Here is a 16268-nt window from a genome sequence, read left to right as displayed (position 1 = left end):
CGCGAACAATAGTTCACCAGACGAACACCCGGAAGGCGAACGCCGGGGTCGAGGGGGCGTACCTCGTATGGCCGACATCCGCTCCCTCCATGACGCCGTGGCCGACCTGATCCATGACGGCGACACCGTGGCCATGGAGGGCTTCACCCACCTCATCCCCTTCGCCGCCGCCCATGAGCTGATCCGGCAGGGGACCACCGACCTGACCCTGGTCCGGATGACCCCCGACGTCGTCTACGACCAGCTCATCGGCGCGGGCCTGGCCGCCAGGCTCGTCTTCTCGTGGGGAGGCAACCCCGGCGTCGGGTCGTTGCACCGCTTCCGCGACGCCGTCGAGAACGGCTGGCCGCGCCCGCTCGAGCTGGACGAGCACAGCCACGCGGGCATGGCCAACCGCTATGTGGCCGGGGCCTCTGGCCTGCCGTTCGCCGTGCTGCGCGGCTACCTGGGCAGCGACATCCCGCGCCGCACCGACACCGTGGCGACCGTGGTCTGCCCGTTCACCGGCGCGGAGTTGGCGGCCGTCGCCGCGCTCAATCCCGATGTCACCGTCATCCACGCCCAGCGCGCCGACCCCGCGGGGAACGTTCAGCTGTGGGGCCTGACGGGCGTGCAGAAGGAGGCGGTGCTCGCCGCCCGCCGGGTGCTGGTGACCGTCGAGGAGGTCGTCCCCGCGCTCGATCCACGGCCCGGCGCGCTCACGCTGCCGACCTGGACGGTGGACGCCGTCGCCGTGGTGCCGGGCGGCGCCCACCCGTCCTACGCGGCCGGCTACTCGACGCGGGACAACGCCTTCTACCGCGCGTGGGACGCGATCTCCCGCGACCGGGAGGCGTTCACCGCGTGGCTCGACAGCCAGGTCCGCCGCAGGGAAGGAGCCACGCCCCGATGAGCCAGGACTGGACGCCCGACGAGCTGATGGAGGTCAACGCCGCCCGCGCGCTGGCCGGGGCCCGCACGTGCTTCGTCGGCATCGGCCTGCCGAGCACCGCCGCCAACCTCGCCCGCCGCACCGTCAACCCCGGCCTGACGCTCATCTACGAGTCGGGGGCCATCGGCGCCCGCCCCGCCGCGCTGCCGCTGTCCATCGGCGACGGCGAGCTCGCCGACACGGCGGACGCGGTGGTCCCGGTGCCGGAGATGTTCAACTACTGGCTCCAGGGCGGGCGCATCGACGTCGGCTTTCTCGGCGCCGCCCAGGTGGACCGTTTCGCCAACGTCAACACCACCGCCGTGAGCCGCGGTCAGGGGCGGCCCGAGATCCGGCTGCCGGGCGCGGGCGGCGCCCCCGAGATCGCCGCGGGCTGCGGACGGGTGCTGCTGGTGCTGCGCCACTCACGGCGCGGCTTCGTGCCCCGCCTCGACTTCGTCACCACCGTCGGCCATGGCACGGGCCCGGGGGACCGGGCGGCGCTGGGACTGCCGGGGCGCGGCCCCGTCGCCGTCATCACCGACCTGGGCGTGCTGACGCCCGACCCCGGCACCGCCGAGCTGACCCTCGCCGCGCTGCACCCCGGCGTCACCGTGGACGACGTGCGCGCGGCCACCGGCTGGGACGTGCGGATCGCCCGGCACCCGTCCTTCACCGAGCCGCCGACCGGCGCTGAGCTCGCCGCGCTGCGCGCCCTCAAGTCCCCGCGGGAGGAAGCCACATGACCCAGGTGACCACGCGCGACGTCTACATCGCCGACGCCGTCCGCACCCCGGTGGGCCGCTACGGCGGCGCCCTGTCGGGCGCGCGCCCCGACGACCTCGCGGCCCATGTGGTCCGCGCCCTGCTCGACCGCTCTCCCGCCCTCGACCCCGCGGAGGTCGACGACGTGGTCCTCGGGAACGCGAACGGCGCGGGCGAGGAGAACCGCAACGTCGCCCGCATGGCCGCCCTGCTGGCCGGGCTGCCGCCCACGGTGCCCGGCACCACCGTCAACCGGCTGTGCGCCTCGGGCCTCGAGGCCGTCGTCCAGGCCGCCCGCGCGATCGCCGTCGGGGACGCCTCGGTCGTCGTCGCCGGGGGCGTGGAGTCCATGAGCCGCGCGCCCTGGGTGCTGCCCAAGCCGGAGCGGGCCTTCCCCACCGGCCACCAGGAGCTGCACTCCACCACCCTCGGCTGGCGCATGGTCAACCCGCGCATGCCACCTGAGTGGACCGTTCCGCTGGGCGAGGGCGCCGAGCTGATCGCCGCCAAGCACCGCATCGGCCGCGCGCGACAGGAGGCGTTCGCGCTGGCCAGCCACGCCAAGGCCGCCCGCGCCTGGGCCGATGGCCACTACGCGGCCGAGGTCGTGCCCCACCCCGGCGTCGACCTGGCACGGGACGAGAGCGTCCGCGACGGCGGCACCCCCGAGGCGCTGGCCAGGATCAGGCCCGCCTTCCGCCCCGACGGCACCGTCACCGCCGCCACCTCGTCCCCGCTGAACGACGGCGCCGCGGCGCTGCTCCTCGCCGACGAGCGCGGCCTCGCGCTGACCGGCCGCCCGCCGCTGGCCCGCGTCGCCGCGTCGGCCGTCACCGGCATCGAGCCGCAGTGGTACGGCCTCGGCCCGGTCGCCGCCATCACCACCGCGCTGCGCAGGGCCGGGCGGCGCTTCGACCGGCTGCGCACGGTCGAGCTCAACGAGGCGTTCGCCGCGCAGGTGCTCGGCTGCCTGGCCGAGCTTCCCGACCTCGACCCCGCCCTGGTCAACCCGCGCGGGGGAGCCCTGGCCATCGGTCACCCGCTGGGCGCGTCAGGGGCCCGCCTGGCCGGGGCCGTCGCCCACCAGCTCGCCGCGCACGGCACCGGAGTCGGCGTCGCCGCCCTGTGCGTGGGCGTCGGCCAAGGCCTCGCCCTGGTACTCGAAAGGTGACACAGCGCCGATGACACCCACCCAGCGGGACATCGATCTCGAGATGGCCGCCCACCGGGCGGCGTACGAGCGTGGACGCGCCTCCGGCGGGCCCGCCGTCGACCACCCGCCGCGCGACTACCCGCCCTACCGCAGCAGCGCGCTGCGCCACCCCACCAGGCCGCTGGTCGCCGTGGCGGGCGACCCGGAGGCGGTGGAGCTGCACGGGCCCGTCTTCGGCCACACCGACGTCTCCCCGCTCGACGCCGACCTGACCGGGCAGCACGGCGGCGAGCCCCAGGGCGCGCGGATCACCGTCACCGGCAGGCTGCTCGACCGGGCGGGCCGCCCGGTGGCGGGGCAGCTCGTCGAGATCTGGCAGGCCAACGCCGCGGGCCGCTACGCCCACCGCCTCGACCGGCACCCCGCGCCGCTCGACCCGCACTTCACCGGCGCGGGCCGGGCGTTGACGGGCCCCGACGGCTCCTACCACTTCACCACCGTCCAGCCGGGCGCCTACCCCTGGCGCAACCACGACAACGCCTGGCGCCCCGCGCACATCCACTTCTCGGTCTTCGGCACGGCGTTCACCCAGCGCCTGGTGACGCAGATGTACTTCCCCGGCGACCCGCTCCTGGCGCACGACCCGGTCCTGCGGTCCGTCGTCGACGACGACGCCAGGCGGCGCCTCGTGGCGACCTACGACCACGCGCTCTCGCGCCCCGAGTGGTCGCTCGGCTACCGGTGGGACATCGTCCTCGACGGCCCCCGCGCCACGTGGGCGGAGGAGGGCCGATGACGGGCGGCTCCGCGGCGCTGCCCCCGACGCCCTCGCAGACGATCGGCCCGTTCTTCGGCCACGCCCTGCCGTTCGCCGGGGGCGGCGACCTCGCGCCCGCGGCTCACCCCGGGGCCGTCACCGTGCACGGCCGGGTCCACGACGGCGCCGGGGCGCCCGTTCCCGACGCGATCGTCGAGCTGTGGCAGAACGGCCCCGAAGGCCGCCCGCCGCGCGCGCCCGGCTCGTTGGCCCGCCGCGACGGCGATCTCGCGCAGGAGTTCACCGGGTTCGGCCGGGTCGCCACGGACGCCGAGGGGCGCTGGTCGGCCAGGACGCTGCGTCCCGGGGCGCGGGCGGGGCGCGCGCCGCAGGTGAGCGTGTGCGTGTTCGCGCGCGGCCTGCTGCACCACCTGTTCACGCGCCTGTACTTCCCCGACGACCCCGCGGCCCTCGCCGCCGATCCGCTGCTCGCCTCGCTCGACCCCGCCCGCCGCGCGACGCTGGTGGCGACGGCCGAGCCGCTCGGCCCCGCCCCGCGCTACCGCTTCGACATCCACCTCCAGGGCGAGAAGGAGACGGTCTTCCTTGACTTCCGAGACTTCCGGGACTTCCGGGACTTCCGATGACCGCGCCCCCGACGTGGGCCTGCTCTCCCCCGGGTGGGCGGGCTCGGAGGCCGAGGCCGCCACCGGTGACGCCGCGTTCGTGCGCGCGATGCTGGACGCCGAGGCGGCGCTCGCCCGGGCCCGCGCGGCGGTCGGCCTCACCCCGCCCGCGGCGGCCGAGGCGGTCTCACGGGCGGCCGACGCGGCGCGTATCGATCCGCGCGCGCTGGCGTTGCGCGCCCGCGTGGGCGGCAACCCCGTGATCCCCCTGGTCGATGAGCTGACCCGCGCGGTCGCCGCCCGCGACGAGGCGGCGGCGGAGCATGTGCACCGCGGCGCGACGAGCCAGGACATCCTGGACACCGCGCTCATGGCGGTGGCGCGCCGGGCGCGCCGGGCCGTCATCGCCGATCTGGCGCGCACCGCCGATGCCGTGGCCGCGCTGGCCGACGCGCACCGCGCCACCGCGATGCCCGCCCGCACCCTGACCCAGCACGCGGTCCCCACCACGTTCGGCCTGAAGGCCGCGGGGTGGCACACCCTTGTCGCCACCGCGCGCGACCGCCTGGCCGGGCTTCCCCTGCCCGCCCAACTGGGCGGCGCCGCAGGCACGTTGGCGGCGTTCACGGCGGAGGCCCTGGCCATGGCGCCGGGCGGCGAGGGAGCGCGGGGGCCCGAGGACGACCCGGGGGTGCGCCTGCTGCGCGCCTATGCGCGCGAGACGGGCCTCGACGAACCCGCCGTGCCCTGGCACGCGCTGCGGACGCCCGTCGCCGAGCTCGGGTGCGCGCTGGCCCTGACCACGGGCGCGCTGGGGAAGCTGGCCGCCGATGTGCTGGTGCTGTCGCGGACCGAGGTGGGGGAGGTCGCCGAGGGGCGCGGCGGCGGGTCATCCGCCATGCCGCACAAGCGCAATCCCGTGCGCGCCACCCTGATCGCCGCCGCGGCGCGGCGGGCCCCCGCCCTGGCCGCGACGCTGCTCGGATCGCTGGCCGCCGAGGACGAACGCCCGGCCGGGGCCTGGCACGCGGAGTGGCAGGCGTTGCGCGAGCTGCTGCGGCTCGCCGGTGGCGCGGCCCGCGACGCCGCCGAGCTGGCCGAGGGCCTGCGCGTCGACCCCGCGCGCATGCGGCGGAACCTGAACGCCACCCGCGGGCTCGTCGTCAGCGAACGCCTCGCCCTCGCCCTCACCCCGCTGCTCGGCCGCCCCCGTGCCCGCCGCCTGCTCGACGAGGCCACGGGCGAGGCCGTCGCGCGCGGCGTCCCCCTCGTTGACGCGCTGCTGGCCGCCGAGCCCTCGCTCGCCCACCGCCTCGACCTCGCCGCCCTCACCGACCCCTCGGGCCACCTGGGCTCGGCCGACTCCCTCGTCGACCGCGCACTGGGCCGGTGCGCCTCATGAACGCCATGCCGCCGAACGATGCGCTGCCGAACGACGTGCTGCCGCACCACCGCCTGGCGGGCCCACCCGACGGGCCCCCGCTGATCCTCGGCCCCTCGCTCGGCACGTCGTCGGACGTCTGGGAGCCCCAACTGGCCGCGCTGGCCCGCCGCCACCGCGTGCTGCGCTTCGACCTGCCGGGCCACGGCGGCTCACCCGCATCCCTGCTGCCGTCGAACGTCCTGGCCTCCGTCGACGACCTGGCCGCCCTGGTGCTGCGGCTGGCCGACGCGCGGGGCTGGGAGCGTTTCGCCTACGCCGGGATCTCCCTGGGCGGGGCCATCGGCCTCCACCTGGCGGCCCGCCACCCCGCCCGCGTCTCCCGCCTCGCCGTGCTGTCCTCGTCCGCCCACTTCGGCCCGCCCGAGCCGTGGCTCGAACGCGCCGCCACGGTGACCGCCCGCGGCACGGGCGCGTTGGTGCCCGGCCGCACCGGCGTCTGGTTCGCGCCGGGGACGGCCGACACCCCGCTGGGCGCCGCGCTCCTGTCCGACCTGCGGCGCGCCGACGACGGCGCCTACGCCGCCTGCTGCGCCGCGCTCGCCGCCTGTGACCTGCGCGCCGACCTGCCCGCCGTCACCGCGCCCACCCTGGTGCTGACCGGGCGCGACGACCCGGCCACCCCGCCCGCGCACGCCAGGGAGATCGCCGACGCCGTCCCCGGCGCCGACCTGGTGGAGGTCGCGCGCGCCGCGCACCTGGTCAACGTCGAACGCCCGGGGCCCGTACGCGCCGCCCTGCTCGGCCACTTCGACGAGCCCGACCCCTCCACCGTCACCCCCGCCGACCCCTCCGACGACGCCGCCCGGCGCGCGGTCGGCACCGCCATCCGCCGGGCCGTCCTCGGTGACGCGCACGTGGACCGGGCGAAGGCCCGCACCACCGCGTTCACCGAGGACTTCCAGGACCTCCTCACCCGCTACGCCTGGGGCGAGATCTGGAACCGCCCAGGGCTCAGCCGCCACGCCCGCAGCTGCGTCACGCTCACCGCCCTGGTGGCGGGCGGCCACCACGACGAGCTGGCCCTGCACACCCGGGCCGCGCTGCGCAACGGCCTGACCCCCGAGGAGATCGCCGAGGTGCTGCTCCAGACGGCCGTCTACTGCGGCGTCCCCGCCGCGAACGCCGCGTTCACCATCGCGAGCAAGGCCCTGTCCCCTGCGGACGCCCTGTCCCCTGCGGACGATGGGGAGCCGCCCGCGTGACGCCGCCGCCGTGTCACCGGGAGTCGACGCGTGGATCCGCGGTCTCCCGCGCGGCGTCAGGGGCGAAGGGGCCCGAGGGGTATCCGGTGTCGAAGTGCATGTAGTCGGGGACGTCGATGTTCTGCCAGATCCAGCCCTCGTCGGTGAAGGCCCGCCAGACGAGGCCGCCTTCGAGGATCTTTCCCCGGCCCTCGTCGCGTTCGGCGAACTCCGCTCCCGGTGACCAGCACGCGCAACGCGGGTCCCTCCAGGGGTTCTCGCGTGGGTTGATGTCGATGGCGCGGCCGTTGGCGTGCGGGGACTCGGCCTCGGGGGCGTTGATCTGGTCGGGGCGGCGGCAGTTGTAGGCGGCGGTGTTGTCGTCGGCCATGCTGGCCTCGTTGTCGCCCTCGTACTCCTCGACGGGCCGCATCCGGCGGATGGGGAAGCGCTCTTCGAAGAGGCGGGTGAACACGCGGACGGCGCTGTCGGCGACGTCCGCGTTGACGACGAGAACGCCGCGGGCGATCTCGCCGTCGAAGTCGACGTGGTTGATCTCGACCCGGCGCAGGTCCTCGCGGGTGGCCGGGCAGCCCTCGCGCCACATGCCGACCGCGACCATCTCCTCCCACTGCTCGACGGGAACCTCCCGGACGACGGGATCGGCGCCCTGGGGGTCAGGGGTGGTGGGATCCGCGGTCGGCGGCTCGGGCGGCTCGGGCGGCTGGGGTGACTCGGGCGGCTCGGACGGCGTGGGGTCGGCGGAGGGGCTGCCGGTGCGGTCGTCCGAGTTGTCGGAGTCGTCGGAGCCCTGGCCGCCCGAGCACGCCGTCGCGGCCATGAGCAGGGCCGCCGCCCAGGCCACGAGTGGTCGACGGACGGTCACCGCCCTGGCCCTGAAGAGCGGGGACCTGAAGAGCGCGGAGAGGTGAGAGGAACGTCATAGGTGGCGAGCAGTCGCCCCTCGGGCGTGCGGGTCTCGCCGCGGGGCAGCCAGCCGCGCCGCTCGTAGTAGGGCCCGGCGCCGTCGGGGCCCGAGGCGGTGACCAGGCTGACGCGGGCGCATCCGGCGACGGCCGCGTCGGCGACGAAGCGCCCGATCAGGGTCTCCCCGATGCCCAGCGAACGCGCCGAGCGGGTGACCACCACATGGGAGAGCACGGCGGTGACCCCGGGGTTCGCCGCGGGCGCCGCTCCGGGCGCCGCGCGGCGGGGGAGCAGCCCGCGGAGATAGCGCAGCAGGCGGGTGCGCAGGAAGTGCCGGGCCAGGCGGGGCCGGACGGCCAGGCTCACCAGGGCGCGCGCCGCGAGGCGCGGGCCGTGGGAGCGCAGCACATGGCGCCGGTGGGCGGGCGGGTCGAGGACCCCGACCAGGAAGCCCACCGGGCGTCCCGCGGCCTCGACGACATAGGCGCGGGCTTCGGGGCCGGTGAGATAGGTGCGGGTGTAGGAGGTCAGAAAGCCCGCGCCGAGGCGGGCGAAGAACCCATGAGGGAAGTGCCCGAGGTGTTCCTCCACCACGAACGGCAGGTCGGCCGACGCCATCGGGCGCAGGGAGAACGTTCGCCGCTCGTCCGGGTGTCGCGTCGCGGGCACGAGGGGGCCCGCGGGCGGCTGGCCCCTGACGAGGGCATGGTCGGATCGCGCGGAGGCGCGGGGGTCGGCATCCACACCTGCAAAGTACTACCCTCCGTAGGAGATTATGGAGGGTCTGTCGGACCCCCGTTCGGCGGGAACCGCGACCGGATGGCAGGCTGACCCCCGGTCCCCCCGGTCGCCGGACAGCGCACAAGGGCGAAGGTGAGCGGGACGCCTCCGTCGGGACCCCGATACCCGCGAAGGGGGCTGACGTGCTCGTCATCCTCGCGTTGCTCGTCCACGCCCTCGCCCTCGGCGGGCCCGCCGCCCGCCTCCTGGCGGGAGCCGCCTGGGTCGCGCGCTTCCCCGAGACGGCCCTGCGGGTGTGGCACGCCTGCGTCCTTGGCTTCTTCGCCTCCCTGACCGCCGTGCTGCTGCTCGCGGCCCACGACCTGTGGGAACACGCGGTCGCCCGGCTCTTCCACGCCCACGAGAAGAAGGTGCACGCCGCCTACGCGGGCTCTTCGCCCCTGGCGGGCATCACCGACGCGGCCCTGCTGCTCCTCCTCGTCGGCGTCGGCGCCCTCTTCGGCATCGGGGCGTACCGCTTCGTCCTGGCCCGTCGGCAGCGGGCCGAACACCGGCTGGTCGTCGACTCGTTGGCCGAGTCGACACCCAGCAGGGTGCGAGGGCTGCGGGTGCTCGACCACGCGACCCCGGCCGCCTTCTGCGTCCCCGGCTCGGGCGGCCGGGCGCGCGTCGTTCTCACCACGGGAGCCCTGCGCCTGCTCACCCCGCGGCAGTTGGCCGCGACCGTCGAGCACGAGCTGGCGCATCTGCGACTGCGCCACCACCACGCGATCCTCGTGGCCGACACCGTCACCGCCGCCGTCGGCTGGACCGGCCTGCTGCGCGACTACGCCCCGCAGGTGCGACGGCTCACGGAGATGATCGCCGACGACCGGGCGGCCCGGCGGCACGGCCGCACGAACCTGGCCAGCGCCCTCCTGGACCTGGGAGCCGTCACCGGCCCTGGCCAGGACGCGGGAACGCTCCCGATGACCGGCCCCGACCTCGCCGAACGCGTCCGCCGCCTGATCGACGGCGCACCTGGCGGCATCCGCTCCCGCGTGCTCCCCGGGCTTGCCCTCGGCCTCGGCACCGTTCTGCTCGCGCTTCCCGCGGCCGTCTCGCTGGCCCCCGCCGCCTCGATCGCAGGAACGGCGCACGCGGAGAAGGCCCACCGCGACTGAGCGGGACACCCGTTGTCCAAAACATGGAATGCCGTGACCGTTATGTGGGCGGGATCGCCTCCTGAGTGTCGGCGAGGGGCCTTTGGGGCGCTCGGGGGGCGATTCGGCGGCCCTTGAGCCCGTGGTCTCACATGGCGGACGGTGGGTTTCATGATGCGTCGGCGTGGGCTAGCGTGACCGGCAGGTCAAGAGTGCCAGCGCCAAGACCCGGCTCGCTGGCCGGCAACCCTCCTGCACGGTGGGGTGCCCCCGGGACGACGACCCGGCCGCGGTGACGCGGCAAGCGTGCTCTGTGTGAGATCTCGTCCCGGTCCGCGACCCGGGCGACGCGTTTGCCCCGTGCCTCGGCCGCCACGCGAACCGAGCACGACGAGGCGGACTCCATGAGCAGCACTTCCGACACCGGGCCCGAGGGCGACGACATCGGGCGGTTGGCCGGGCTGGACCGGCCGATCGAGGCGGCGCGCGCCGCCAAGCCGCAGGTGGCGGGGCGCGCCCAGGAGGCCGCGGCCGCGCTGTTCGGCGGCCGGGCGCCGGTGAGCGGCCCGGTGCGCCGCGGCCTGGCCGCGCTGGCCGCGCGCTGGCACGGGGCGGAGGAGATCGTCCGCCACCACGCGGAGCGGGGTGGCGACGCCGCGCTGTGGCGGGACGACCTGCCGGGCGACCCCGCGCTGCGCGCGGCGGCGGCCCACGTCGATCTCGTCACCGTCTCCCCGGCGCTCGCCACCCGCGACGACCTGGCGCGGCTGACCGACGCGGGCTGGTCGACCGACGCCGTCGTGACGATCTCCCAGGTCGCGGCGTTCACGGCGTTCCAGGCGCGCGCCGTCCAGGGCCTGCGGCTGCTCCAGGGCGACGCCCCTGGCGCCGCGGCCCCGCCGCCGCGGCACACGCCGGGCCGCGGCCGCCGCAAGAGCACCGCGCCGACGGCGGCCAACGGGCGCCCGCGCCCGGTGGAGTACACCCGCGAGCTGCTGTCCTGGACGGCGTGGGTGCCCCCGGTGCCGACGGACGAGCTCACCCCCGAGCAGGAGGCGTCGTTCCGTGGCAAGACCAACGGCGCGTACTTCCGGCTCCTGGCACGGCTGCCCGCGGTGCTCGCGGCCCGCACCGCGCTCGACGCCGCGATCTTCGCCACCGTCGAGGGCCTGCCCCGCGCCGAGCGCGAGCTGGCCGCCGCGGCGACCAGCAAGGTGACCGACTGCGTGTACTGCGCCTCCGTGCACGCCAGGAAGGCCGCCCAGCTGTCCCGGCGCCCCGCGGACGTCGACCGGCTCCTCGGGGTCACCCTGGAGCGGGACGCCGACTGGGTCCCCTCGGCCACCGCCCCGCTGGCCGAGGGCCAGGACTCCCGCTGGGCCGCGATCGTCGCGTTCGCCGCGGCCCTCGCCACCACCCCGGTGACCGCCACCACCGCCCACGTGGACCGGCTGCGCGCCGAGGGGCTGACCGACGCGGAGCTGACCGACCTGGTGGCGTCCGCGGCCTTCTTCGCCTGGGCGAACCGGCTGATGCTCAGCCTCGGCGACCCCTACTGGCCCGACACGGCCACGGCCACACCCCGCACCCCCGCGTGACCCCGCGACAGAACACCCGCACGATCCCGAACGGAACCACCATGAGACAACGCCATTCCCGCGCCGCCCTCCTCGCCGCCACCGTCGCCGTCGCGCTCTGCGCCGCGGCCTGCGGCACCGTGGTCAACGAGGAGTCCGACGAGAACGACGACGGCGGCGCGCGCGACGGATCCCTCACCGTCGTCGACGACGCGGGACGCACCGTCGAGCTCGAAGGGCCCGCCGAGCGCGCGGTCGTCCTCAACAGCTACGGCAACGAGTTCGCCCAGGCCATCGGCGCGGGCGACCGGGTCGTGGGCTATGACCGCGTCTCCGCGTCCCGGCTCCCCTACCTGGAGATATCCGACGACGAGATCGTCAGCGAGGACCTTCAGGAGATCAACTACGAGGCGGTCGTCGAGCTCGACCCCGACGTGTTCATCCTGCCTCGCAACGGGGCCTGGCAGGACGCCAGCGAGCAGCTCGAGTCCTTCGGCATCCCGGTGGTCGTGGCCACCGCGTGGGACTTCGAGGTGTTCCACGAGACCGTGGAGCTGCTGGGCGAGGTCTTCGGCGAGCCCGAGGGCGCCCAGCGGGTCTCCGGCTTCTACGACGAGATCTTCGAGGTGGTCAGCGAGCGCGTGGCGGGCACCGACCCGGTGCGCGTGTACTGGGAGACGGAGCAGCCCTACCTCACCGGGCTGCCAGGCTCCGGCTTCGACCAGATCATCGTGGCCGCGGGCGGCGAGAACATCTTCGGCGACCTGGACACCGGCGGCGACGAACAGGCCGAGACCACCGTCGACCCCGCCGCGATCCTGGAGCGCGACCCCGAGGTCGTCGTCCACGAGTTCGGGCCGTCCGCCGACCCCACGGGCCAGGAGCGGTTCGACACCCTGGCCGACGAGCTGACCGGCCGGGCGGGCTGGCAGGACCTCTCCGCCGTCGGCGACGACCGCGTCTTCGTGACCAACGGCTGGGCCACGAGCGGCCTGTCGAAGGCCATCGGGGCGCTCTACCTGGCGAGCTGGCTGCACCCCGACGCGTTCGCCGACGTCGAGCCAGGGGACTATCTGGCGCGGTGGGTCGAGGACTTCCAGCAGGCGGACTTCCCCGGCGACGACGCGTACATCCAGAGGGTGGGCTGACGCGCGATGAAGCCGCCCTCCGGGGGCCCGGCGACCGCCACCCGCCCCTCGTCCCCCGAGCCGGCCGCCGAGCAGGAACGCCGGGAACGCCAGGACCGTTCCGGCTCCTGGTCCCGGCGCCTCAGGTCCCGCGGCGCGTGGACCGGGCGGCCCGCGGTGCTGTGGGCCGGCTCGGTGCTGTCCGTCCTCGTCGTCACCTGGTGCGTCACCGCGGGGACCACCGACGCGGGACTGCTCGACGTGTGGCGCGCGGTCCGCCTCGCCGTCTTCGGCGGTGTGCTGACCGAGGACTTCGCCCAGACCTACTCCGTGATCATCAACCTGCGGCTGCCCCGCGTGCTGCTCGCCTTCGCCGCGGGCGCCGCGCTGTCCCTCGCGGGCGTGGTCATGCAGGGGCTGCTGCGCAACCCGCTGGTCAGCCCGTTCACGCTGGGGGTCTCGCCCGCCGCGGCGTTCGGCGCCGCGCTGGCGATCCTCCTCACCGGCGGGTCGGCGGGCTCGGGGTCGACGCTGGTCATCGGCAGCGCGCTCGGCACCGCGCTCGGCGTCTCCGCGCTGGTGCTCGGGCTCGCGTCCGCCAAGGCGATGTCCGCCGCCACCCTGCTCCTGCTCGGGATCGCGCTCACCCAGCTCTTCGAGGCGATGACCGCGGCCCTCCAGTTCGTGGCCGACGAGAACACCCTCCAGGCGATCGTGCGGTGGACCTTCGGCTCCGTCAACGACGCGGGCTGGAACGACGTCCTGGTGGTGGGGGCGTGCACGGTGGCGGCCCTGCCGCTGCTGCTCTGGTTCAGCCGCGACCTCAACGCCATCGCGTTCGCGGGCGACGACGCGGCCAAGAGCCTGGGGGTCAACGTCACCGCGGTGCGGGTCGGCCTCATCGTGGTCTCGGTGGTGCTCGCGGCGGTCGTGGTGTCGTTCTGCGGCGTGATCGGCTTCGTCGGCCTGGTCGGCCCGCACATCGCCCGGCTCGCCATCGGCGCCGACCACCGCTACCTGCTGCCGTTCTCCTTCGTGACGGGCGGCCTGCTGCTGGTGGTCGCGGACACCGTGGGGCGCACCGTGCTCGCGCCCTCCGTGGTCCCCGTCGGCATAGTCGTCGCCTTCATCGGCGCCCCCGTGTTCATCAACCTCATCCTGACCAGGAGGGCCGCGCAGTGAGTCTCGATGTCGCGTCGGTCAGGTTCGCCTACCGGCGCACCCCGGTCCTCGAGGGCGTCGACCTCCGGGTGGCCGAGGGCGGCTTCTGCGCCCTGCTCGGCCCCAACGGCTCGGGCAAGTCCACCCTCACCAAGATCATCGCCCGGGTGCTCTCCCCGGCGTCGGGCACCGTCTCCTTCGGCGGCAGGGACCTGCTGGCCGCCCCGCGCCGCGAGCACGCCAGGGTGGTCGCCTATGTCCCGCAGTCGGGGGCCACGCCGTTCGAGCAGACCGTTCGGGAGGCCGTGCTGCTCGGCCGCACCCCGCACATCGGGCTGCGCCCCACCCGGCGGGACTGGGAGACGGTGGACGCGGCGATCGAACGGCTCGGCCTGTCGGAGCTGGCCGACCGTCCGCTGTCCCAGCTCTCCGGCGGCCAGGCGCAACGGGTGCTCATCGCCCGCGCCCTGGCCCAGCGGCCCCGCGTGCTCCTCCTCGACGAGCCCACGTCCGCGCTCGACCTGCGCTACCAGATCGAGACGCTCCAGCTCGTCAGGGCGGTGACCAGGGAGGAGGGCGTGACCGCCCTGATCGCCATCCACGACCTCAACCACGCGGCGCACTTCTGCGACCAGGCGGTCCTGCTCGACGGCGGGCGCGTCGTCGCCGACGGCCCGCCGTCCGAGGCGTTCGACGCCGCCGTGCTCAGCCGGGTGTACGGGCTCGACGTGCGCGTCTCCCGGGGCGAGACCGGCGTGGAGGTGCGTCCTGCGGCCCTTGAGACGGTGACGGGCGTGTCCGCGGCGCCGACGGAGTCGGTGTGAGCGCCGCGGGGACGGCGCGCGCCGCGGACCGTTCCACGGTCTTCGACGCGGTCGTGGTGGGCGGCGGGCCCCGCGCGGTCGCCGTCGTGGAACGGCTCGCGGCCCGGCACCGGAACGCCGCGCCCCCGGTGCGGGTGGCCGTGGTGGACCGGGTGGAGGTCGGCGCCGGGGCCACCTGGCGCACGGATCAGTCCCCGTTGCTGCTCAACAACACCTACAGCGCCCACACCACCATCTACACCGACGCGTCCACGCCCATGACCGGGCCGGTGACGCCCGGCCCCGACCTCATCGCCTGGGCCCGCGAGGGCGGCGCGCCGCCCGACCGCCCCGCGTGGGTGGCCGACGAGGCGGCCGAGCTGCGCCCGTGGTCCTACCCGACCCGCCGGATCCAGGGCGTCTACTACCGCGAGCAGCTGGCACGGGCGGAGAGCACGGGGCGCGTGGCCGTCACGCGGGTGCTCGGCACGGCGGTGGACCTGGCCCAGGACACGGAAGGGACCCGCACCGTCACGCTGGCCGACGGCCGCGCGCTGAGCGGCCGCGTCGTGGTCCTGGCCCAGGGGATGGTCCAGGCCAAGCGCTCGCCCCGGGTGCGGTCCCTCGTGACGGCCGCGCGGGAGGCCGGGCTGGTCTACATCGAGCCCGGCATGCCCGCCGAGCGCGACTGGGACCTGGTGCCCGCGGGGGAGACCGCGCTGGTCGCCGGGCTCGGCGCGAACTTCTTCGACGTGGTCGCCCTGCTCACCCAGGGGCGCGGCGGCCGCTTCGAGCCCGCGGGGGACCCGGCGCGCCCCGCCCGCCTCCGCTACCGACCCCGCGGACGCGAGCCGCACCTGGTGGCGGGCTCGCGGCGCGGCCTGCCCTACCGCTCGAAGGCGGCCTACCCCGCGGGGTTCCCGCCCCGTTACGAGCCCCGGCTGGCCACGCGCGCCTGGTTCGCGCGGACGGCGGCCGTGCCCGGGCAGGACTTCCGCCGTGCCGTGTGGCCGCAGCTCGCCAGGGAGTTCGCCTGGGCCCACCTGTCCACGCTGTTCGCGCACCGCCCCGACGCCCTGGCACCGGGGGCGGACGAACGACGGACGCTCGACCGGCTGCGGGCCGCGGAACGTGACGACGAGGTGGATCAGGTCATCGCGACGACGGTGGCCTCGCCCCGCCTGGCCCTCTCCGTGGCGCGCCTCGACCGGCCGCCCGCCCCAGGACCCGTGGATCCCGAGACATGGCGGACGTGGGTCCGCGACCACGTGGACGACGAGCTTGACGCGATGCACGCCCCCCTCACCCATCCGCGCAACGCCGTCAACCGCGCGATGGCGGCGCTGCGCGGCCCGGTGCGCCGACTGGCGACCCACGGCGCCCTGGACGGCGGCAGCGTGGTCAGGGACGTCGACGGCTGGTTCAACGCGCTCGGGCTCGCCCTGGCGTCAGGGCCGCCGCCGCACCGCACGGCGCAGGTGCTGGCCCTGATCGACGCGGGCGTGCTCGAACTGCTCGGCGAGAACTCCTCCGTGACGTTCGACGACGGCGCGTTCGTCGGCCGGTCGGCGGTGCGGCGGAACGCGCCGGTGCGCGCCCGCGCGTTCGTGGAGACCCGCATGTCGAAGGGGGTGGTGACCCACACCGACGACCCCCTGCTCGACACGCTGCTGCGCGAGGGGCGGGCGCGGCTGCACCACTGGCCGAGCGACCACGGCCCACCGGTGTCGAGCGGCACCCTCGACGTGACCCCCGACGACTTCCACCTCCTGGACGCGGACGGCGTCGCGGACGCGAGGGTGATCGTGCTCGGCATCCCCGCCGAGGCCCGGCAACCCGGCTCGGCCATCGGCGCCACCCCGGGAACGCCGTCACCGCTGCTCGCCGGGGCCGACCGCGCCGCGGCCCAGGTGCTCGCCGCGGCCGCGGCATGAGCGCGCGCGAGGCGAGCGTC

The 16268-nt window shown here is 75.8% G+C and carries 15 protein-coding genes and 1 riboswitch; of the genes, 13 read left to right on the top strand and 2 right to left on the bottom strand.

Annotation, left to right across the window (positions count from 1 at the left end):
- The first annotated feature begins 67 nt into the window (after positions 1-67).
- Genes D7318_RS23105 through pcaDC form a run of 7 tightly spaced genes read left to right on the top strand, consistent with a single transcriptional unit; the run spans position 68 to position 6857 of the window.
- Positions 68-892 carry a CoA transferase subunit A gene (locus tag D7318_RS23105; protein ID WP_120699098.1) on the top strand — a complete coding sequence of 275 codons (825 nt, stop codon included), beginning with the start codon at positions 68-70 and terminating at the stop codon, positions 890-892.
- Complete coding sequence (locus D7318_RS23100; protein WP_120699097.1) at positions 889-1656, top strand: CoA-transferase subunit beta; 768 nt, start codon at positions 889-891, stop codon at positions 1654-1656. The genes D7318_RS23105 and D7318_RS23100 overlap by 4 nt, the downstream gene beginning before the upstream one ends.
- Positions 1653-2846, top strand: coding sequence for a thiolase family protein (locus D7318_RS23095; RefSeq protein WP_183091572.1), 1194 nt, complete (start codon positions 1653-1655; stop codon positions 2844-2846). The genes D7318_RS23100 and D7318_RS23095 overlap by 4 nt, the downstream gene beginning before the upstream one ends.
- A gap of 10 nt (positions 2847-2856) precedes the next feature.
- Positions 2857-3624, top strand: a complete 768-nt coding sequence (pcaH, locus tag D7318_RS23090; protein ID WP_120699096.1) for a protocatechuate 3,4-dioxygenase subunit beta — start codon at positions 2857-2859, stop codon at positions 3622-3624.
- On the top strand, positions 3621-4232 hold the full coding sequence (gene pcaG / locus D7318_RS23085) for a protocatechuate 3,4-dioxygenase subunit alpha (RefSeq protein WP_120699095.1): 612 nt from the start codon (positions 3621-3623) through the stop codon (positions 4230-4232). Before pcaH ends, pcaG begins: the two co-directional genes overlap by 4 nt.
- On the top strand, positions 4192-5613 hold the full coding sequence (pcaB, locus tag D7318_RS23080) for a 3-carboxy-cis,cis-muconate cycloisomerase (RefSeq protein WP_230423988.1): 1422 nt from the start codon (positions 4192-4194) through the stop codon (positions 5611-5613). Before pcaG ends, pcaB begins: the two co-directional genes overlap by 41 nt.
- Positions 5614-5618: 5 nt before the next feature.
- Positions 5619-6857 carry a bifunctional 3-oxoadipate enol-lactonase/4-carboxymuconolactone decarboxylase PcaDC gene (gene pcaDC, locus D7318_RS23075; protein WP_120699093.1) on the top strand — a complete coding sequence of 413 codons (1239 nt, stop codon included), beginning with the start codon at positions 5619-5621 and terminating at the stop codon, positions 6855-6857.
- Between the two features lie 13 nt (positions 6858-6870).
- Here the strand turns inward: pcaDC and D7318_RS34650 are convergent, their stop codons facing one another.
- Positions 6871-7722 (bottom strand): M15 family metallopeptidase, encoded by an 852-nt coding sequence (locus D7318_RS34650; protein WP_268987360.1) that lies wholly within the window; start codon positions 7720-7722, stop codon positions 6871-6873.
- Positions 7719-8507, bottom strand: a complete 789-nt coding sequence (locus D7318_RS23065; RefSeq protein ID WP_230423987.1) for a GNAT family N-acetyltransferase — start codon at positions 8505-8507, stop codon at positions 7719-7721. Before D7318_RS23065 ends, D7318_RS34650 begins: the two co-directional genes overlap by 4 nt.
- Before the next feature lie 179 nt (positions 8508-8686).
- On the opposite strand from D7318_RS23065, the gene D7318_RS23060 reads away from it, so the two are divergent.
- The 6 genes from D7318_RS23060 to D7318_RS23035 all read left to right on the top strand — a co-directional run bounded on the left by D7318_RS23060 (position 8687) and on the right by D7318_RS23035 (position 16248).
- Entirely contained in the window at positions 8687-9667 is a 981-nt protein-coding gene (locus tag D7318_RS23060; protein ID WP_120699092.1) for a M56 family metallopeptidase, read from the top strand.
- 183 nt (positions 9668-9850) lie between these two features.
- Positions 9851-9959, top strand: a riboswitch (SAM riboswitch).
- Positions 9960-10050: 91 nt separating this feature from the next.
- Entirely contained in the window at positions 10051-11244 is a 1194-nt protein-coding gene (locus D7318_RS23055; protein ID WP_120699091.1) for a peroxidase-related enzyme, read from the top strand.
- Positions 11245-11285: 41 nt separating this feature from the next.
- Entirely contained in the window at positions 11286-12371 is a 1086-nt protein-coding gene (locus tag D7318_RS23050; RefSeq protein WP_120699090.1) for an ABC transporter substrate-binding protein, read from the top strand.
- 6 nt (positions 12372-12377) lie between these two features.
- Positions 12378-13532, top strand: a complete 1155-nt coding sequence (locus D7318_RS23045) for a FecCD family ABC transporter permease (RefSeq protein WP_230423986.1) — start codon at positions 12378-12380, stop codon at positions 13530-13532.
- On the top strand, positions 13529-14335 hold the full coding sequence (locus D7318_RS23040) for an ABC transporter ATP-binding protein (protein ID WP_120699089.1): 807 nt from the start codon (positions 13529-13531) through the stop codon (positions 14333-14335). The genes D7318_RS23045 and D7318_RS23040 overlap by 4 nt, the downstream gene beginning before the upstream one ends.
- Positions 14332-16248, top strand: coding sequence for an FAD/NAD(P)-binding protein (locus D7318_RS23035; protein ID WP_120699088.1), 1917 nt, complete (start codon positions 14332-14334; stop codon positions 16246-16248). The genes D7318_RS23040 and D7318_RS23035 overlap by 4 nt, the downstream gene beginning before the upstream one ends.
- The last annotated feature ends 20 nt before the right edge of the window (positions 16249-16268 follow it).

Source organism: Streptomyces radicis, assembly GCF_003626575.1.
In the GTDB taxonomy this organism is placed as follows: Bacteria; Actinomycetota; Actinomycetes; order Streptomycetales; family Streptomycetaceae; genus Streptomyces; species Streptomyces radicis.
The sequence above is the reverse complement of the archived record's forward strand: the minus strand, read 5'-3'. Positions and strand labels throughout refer to the sequence as shown.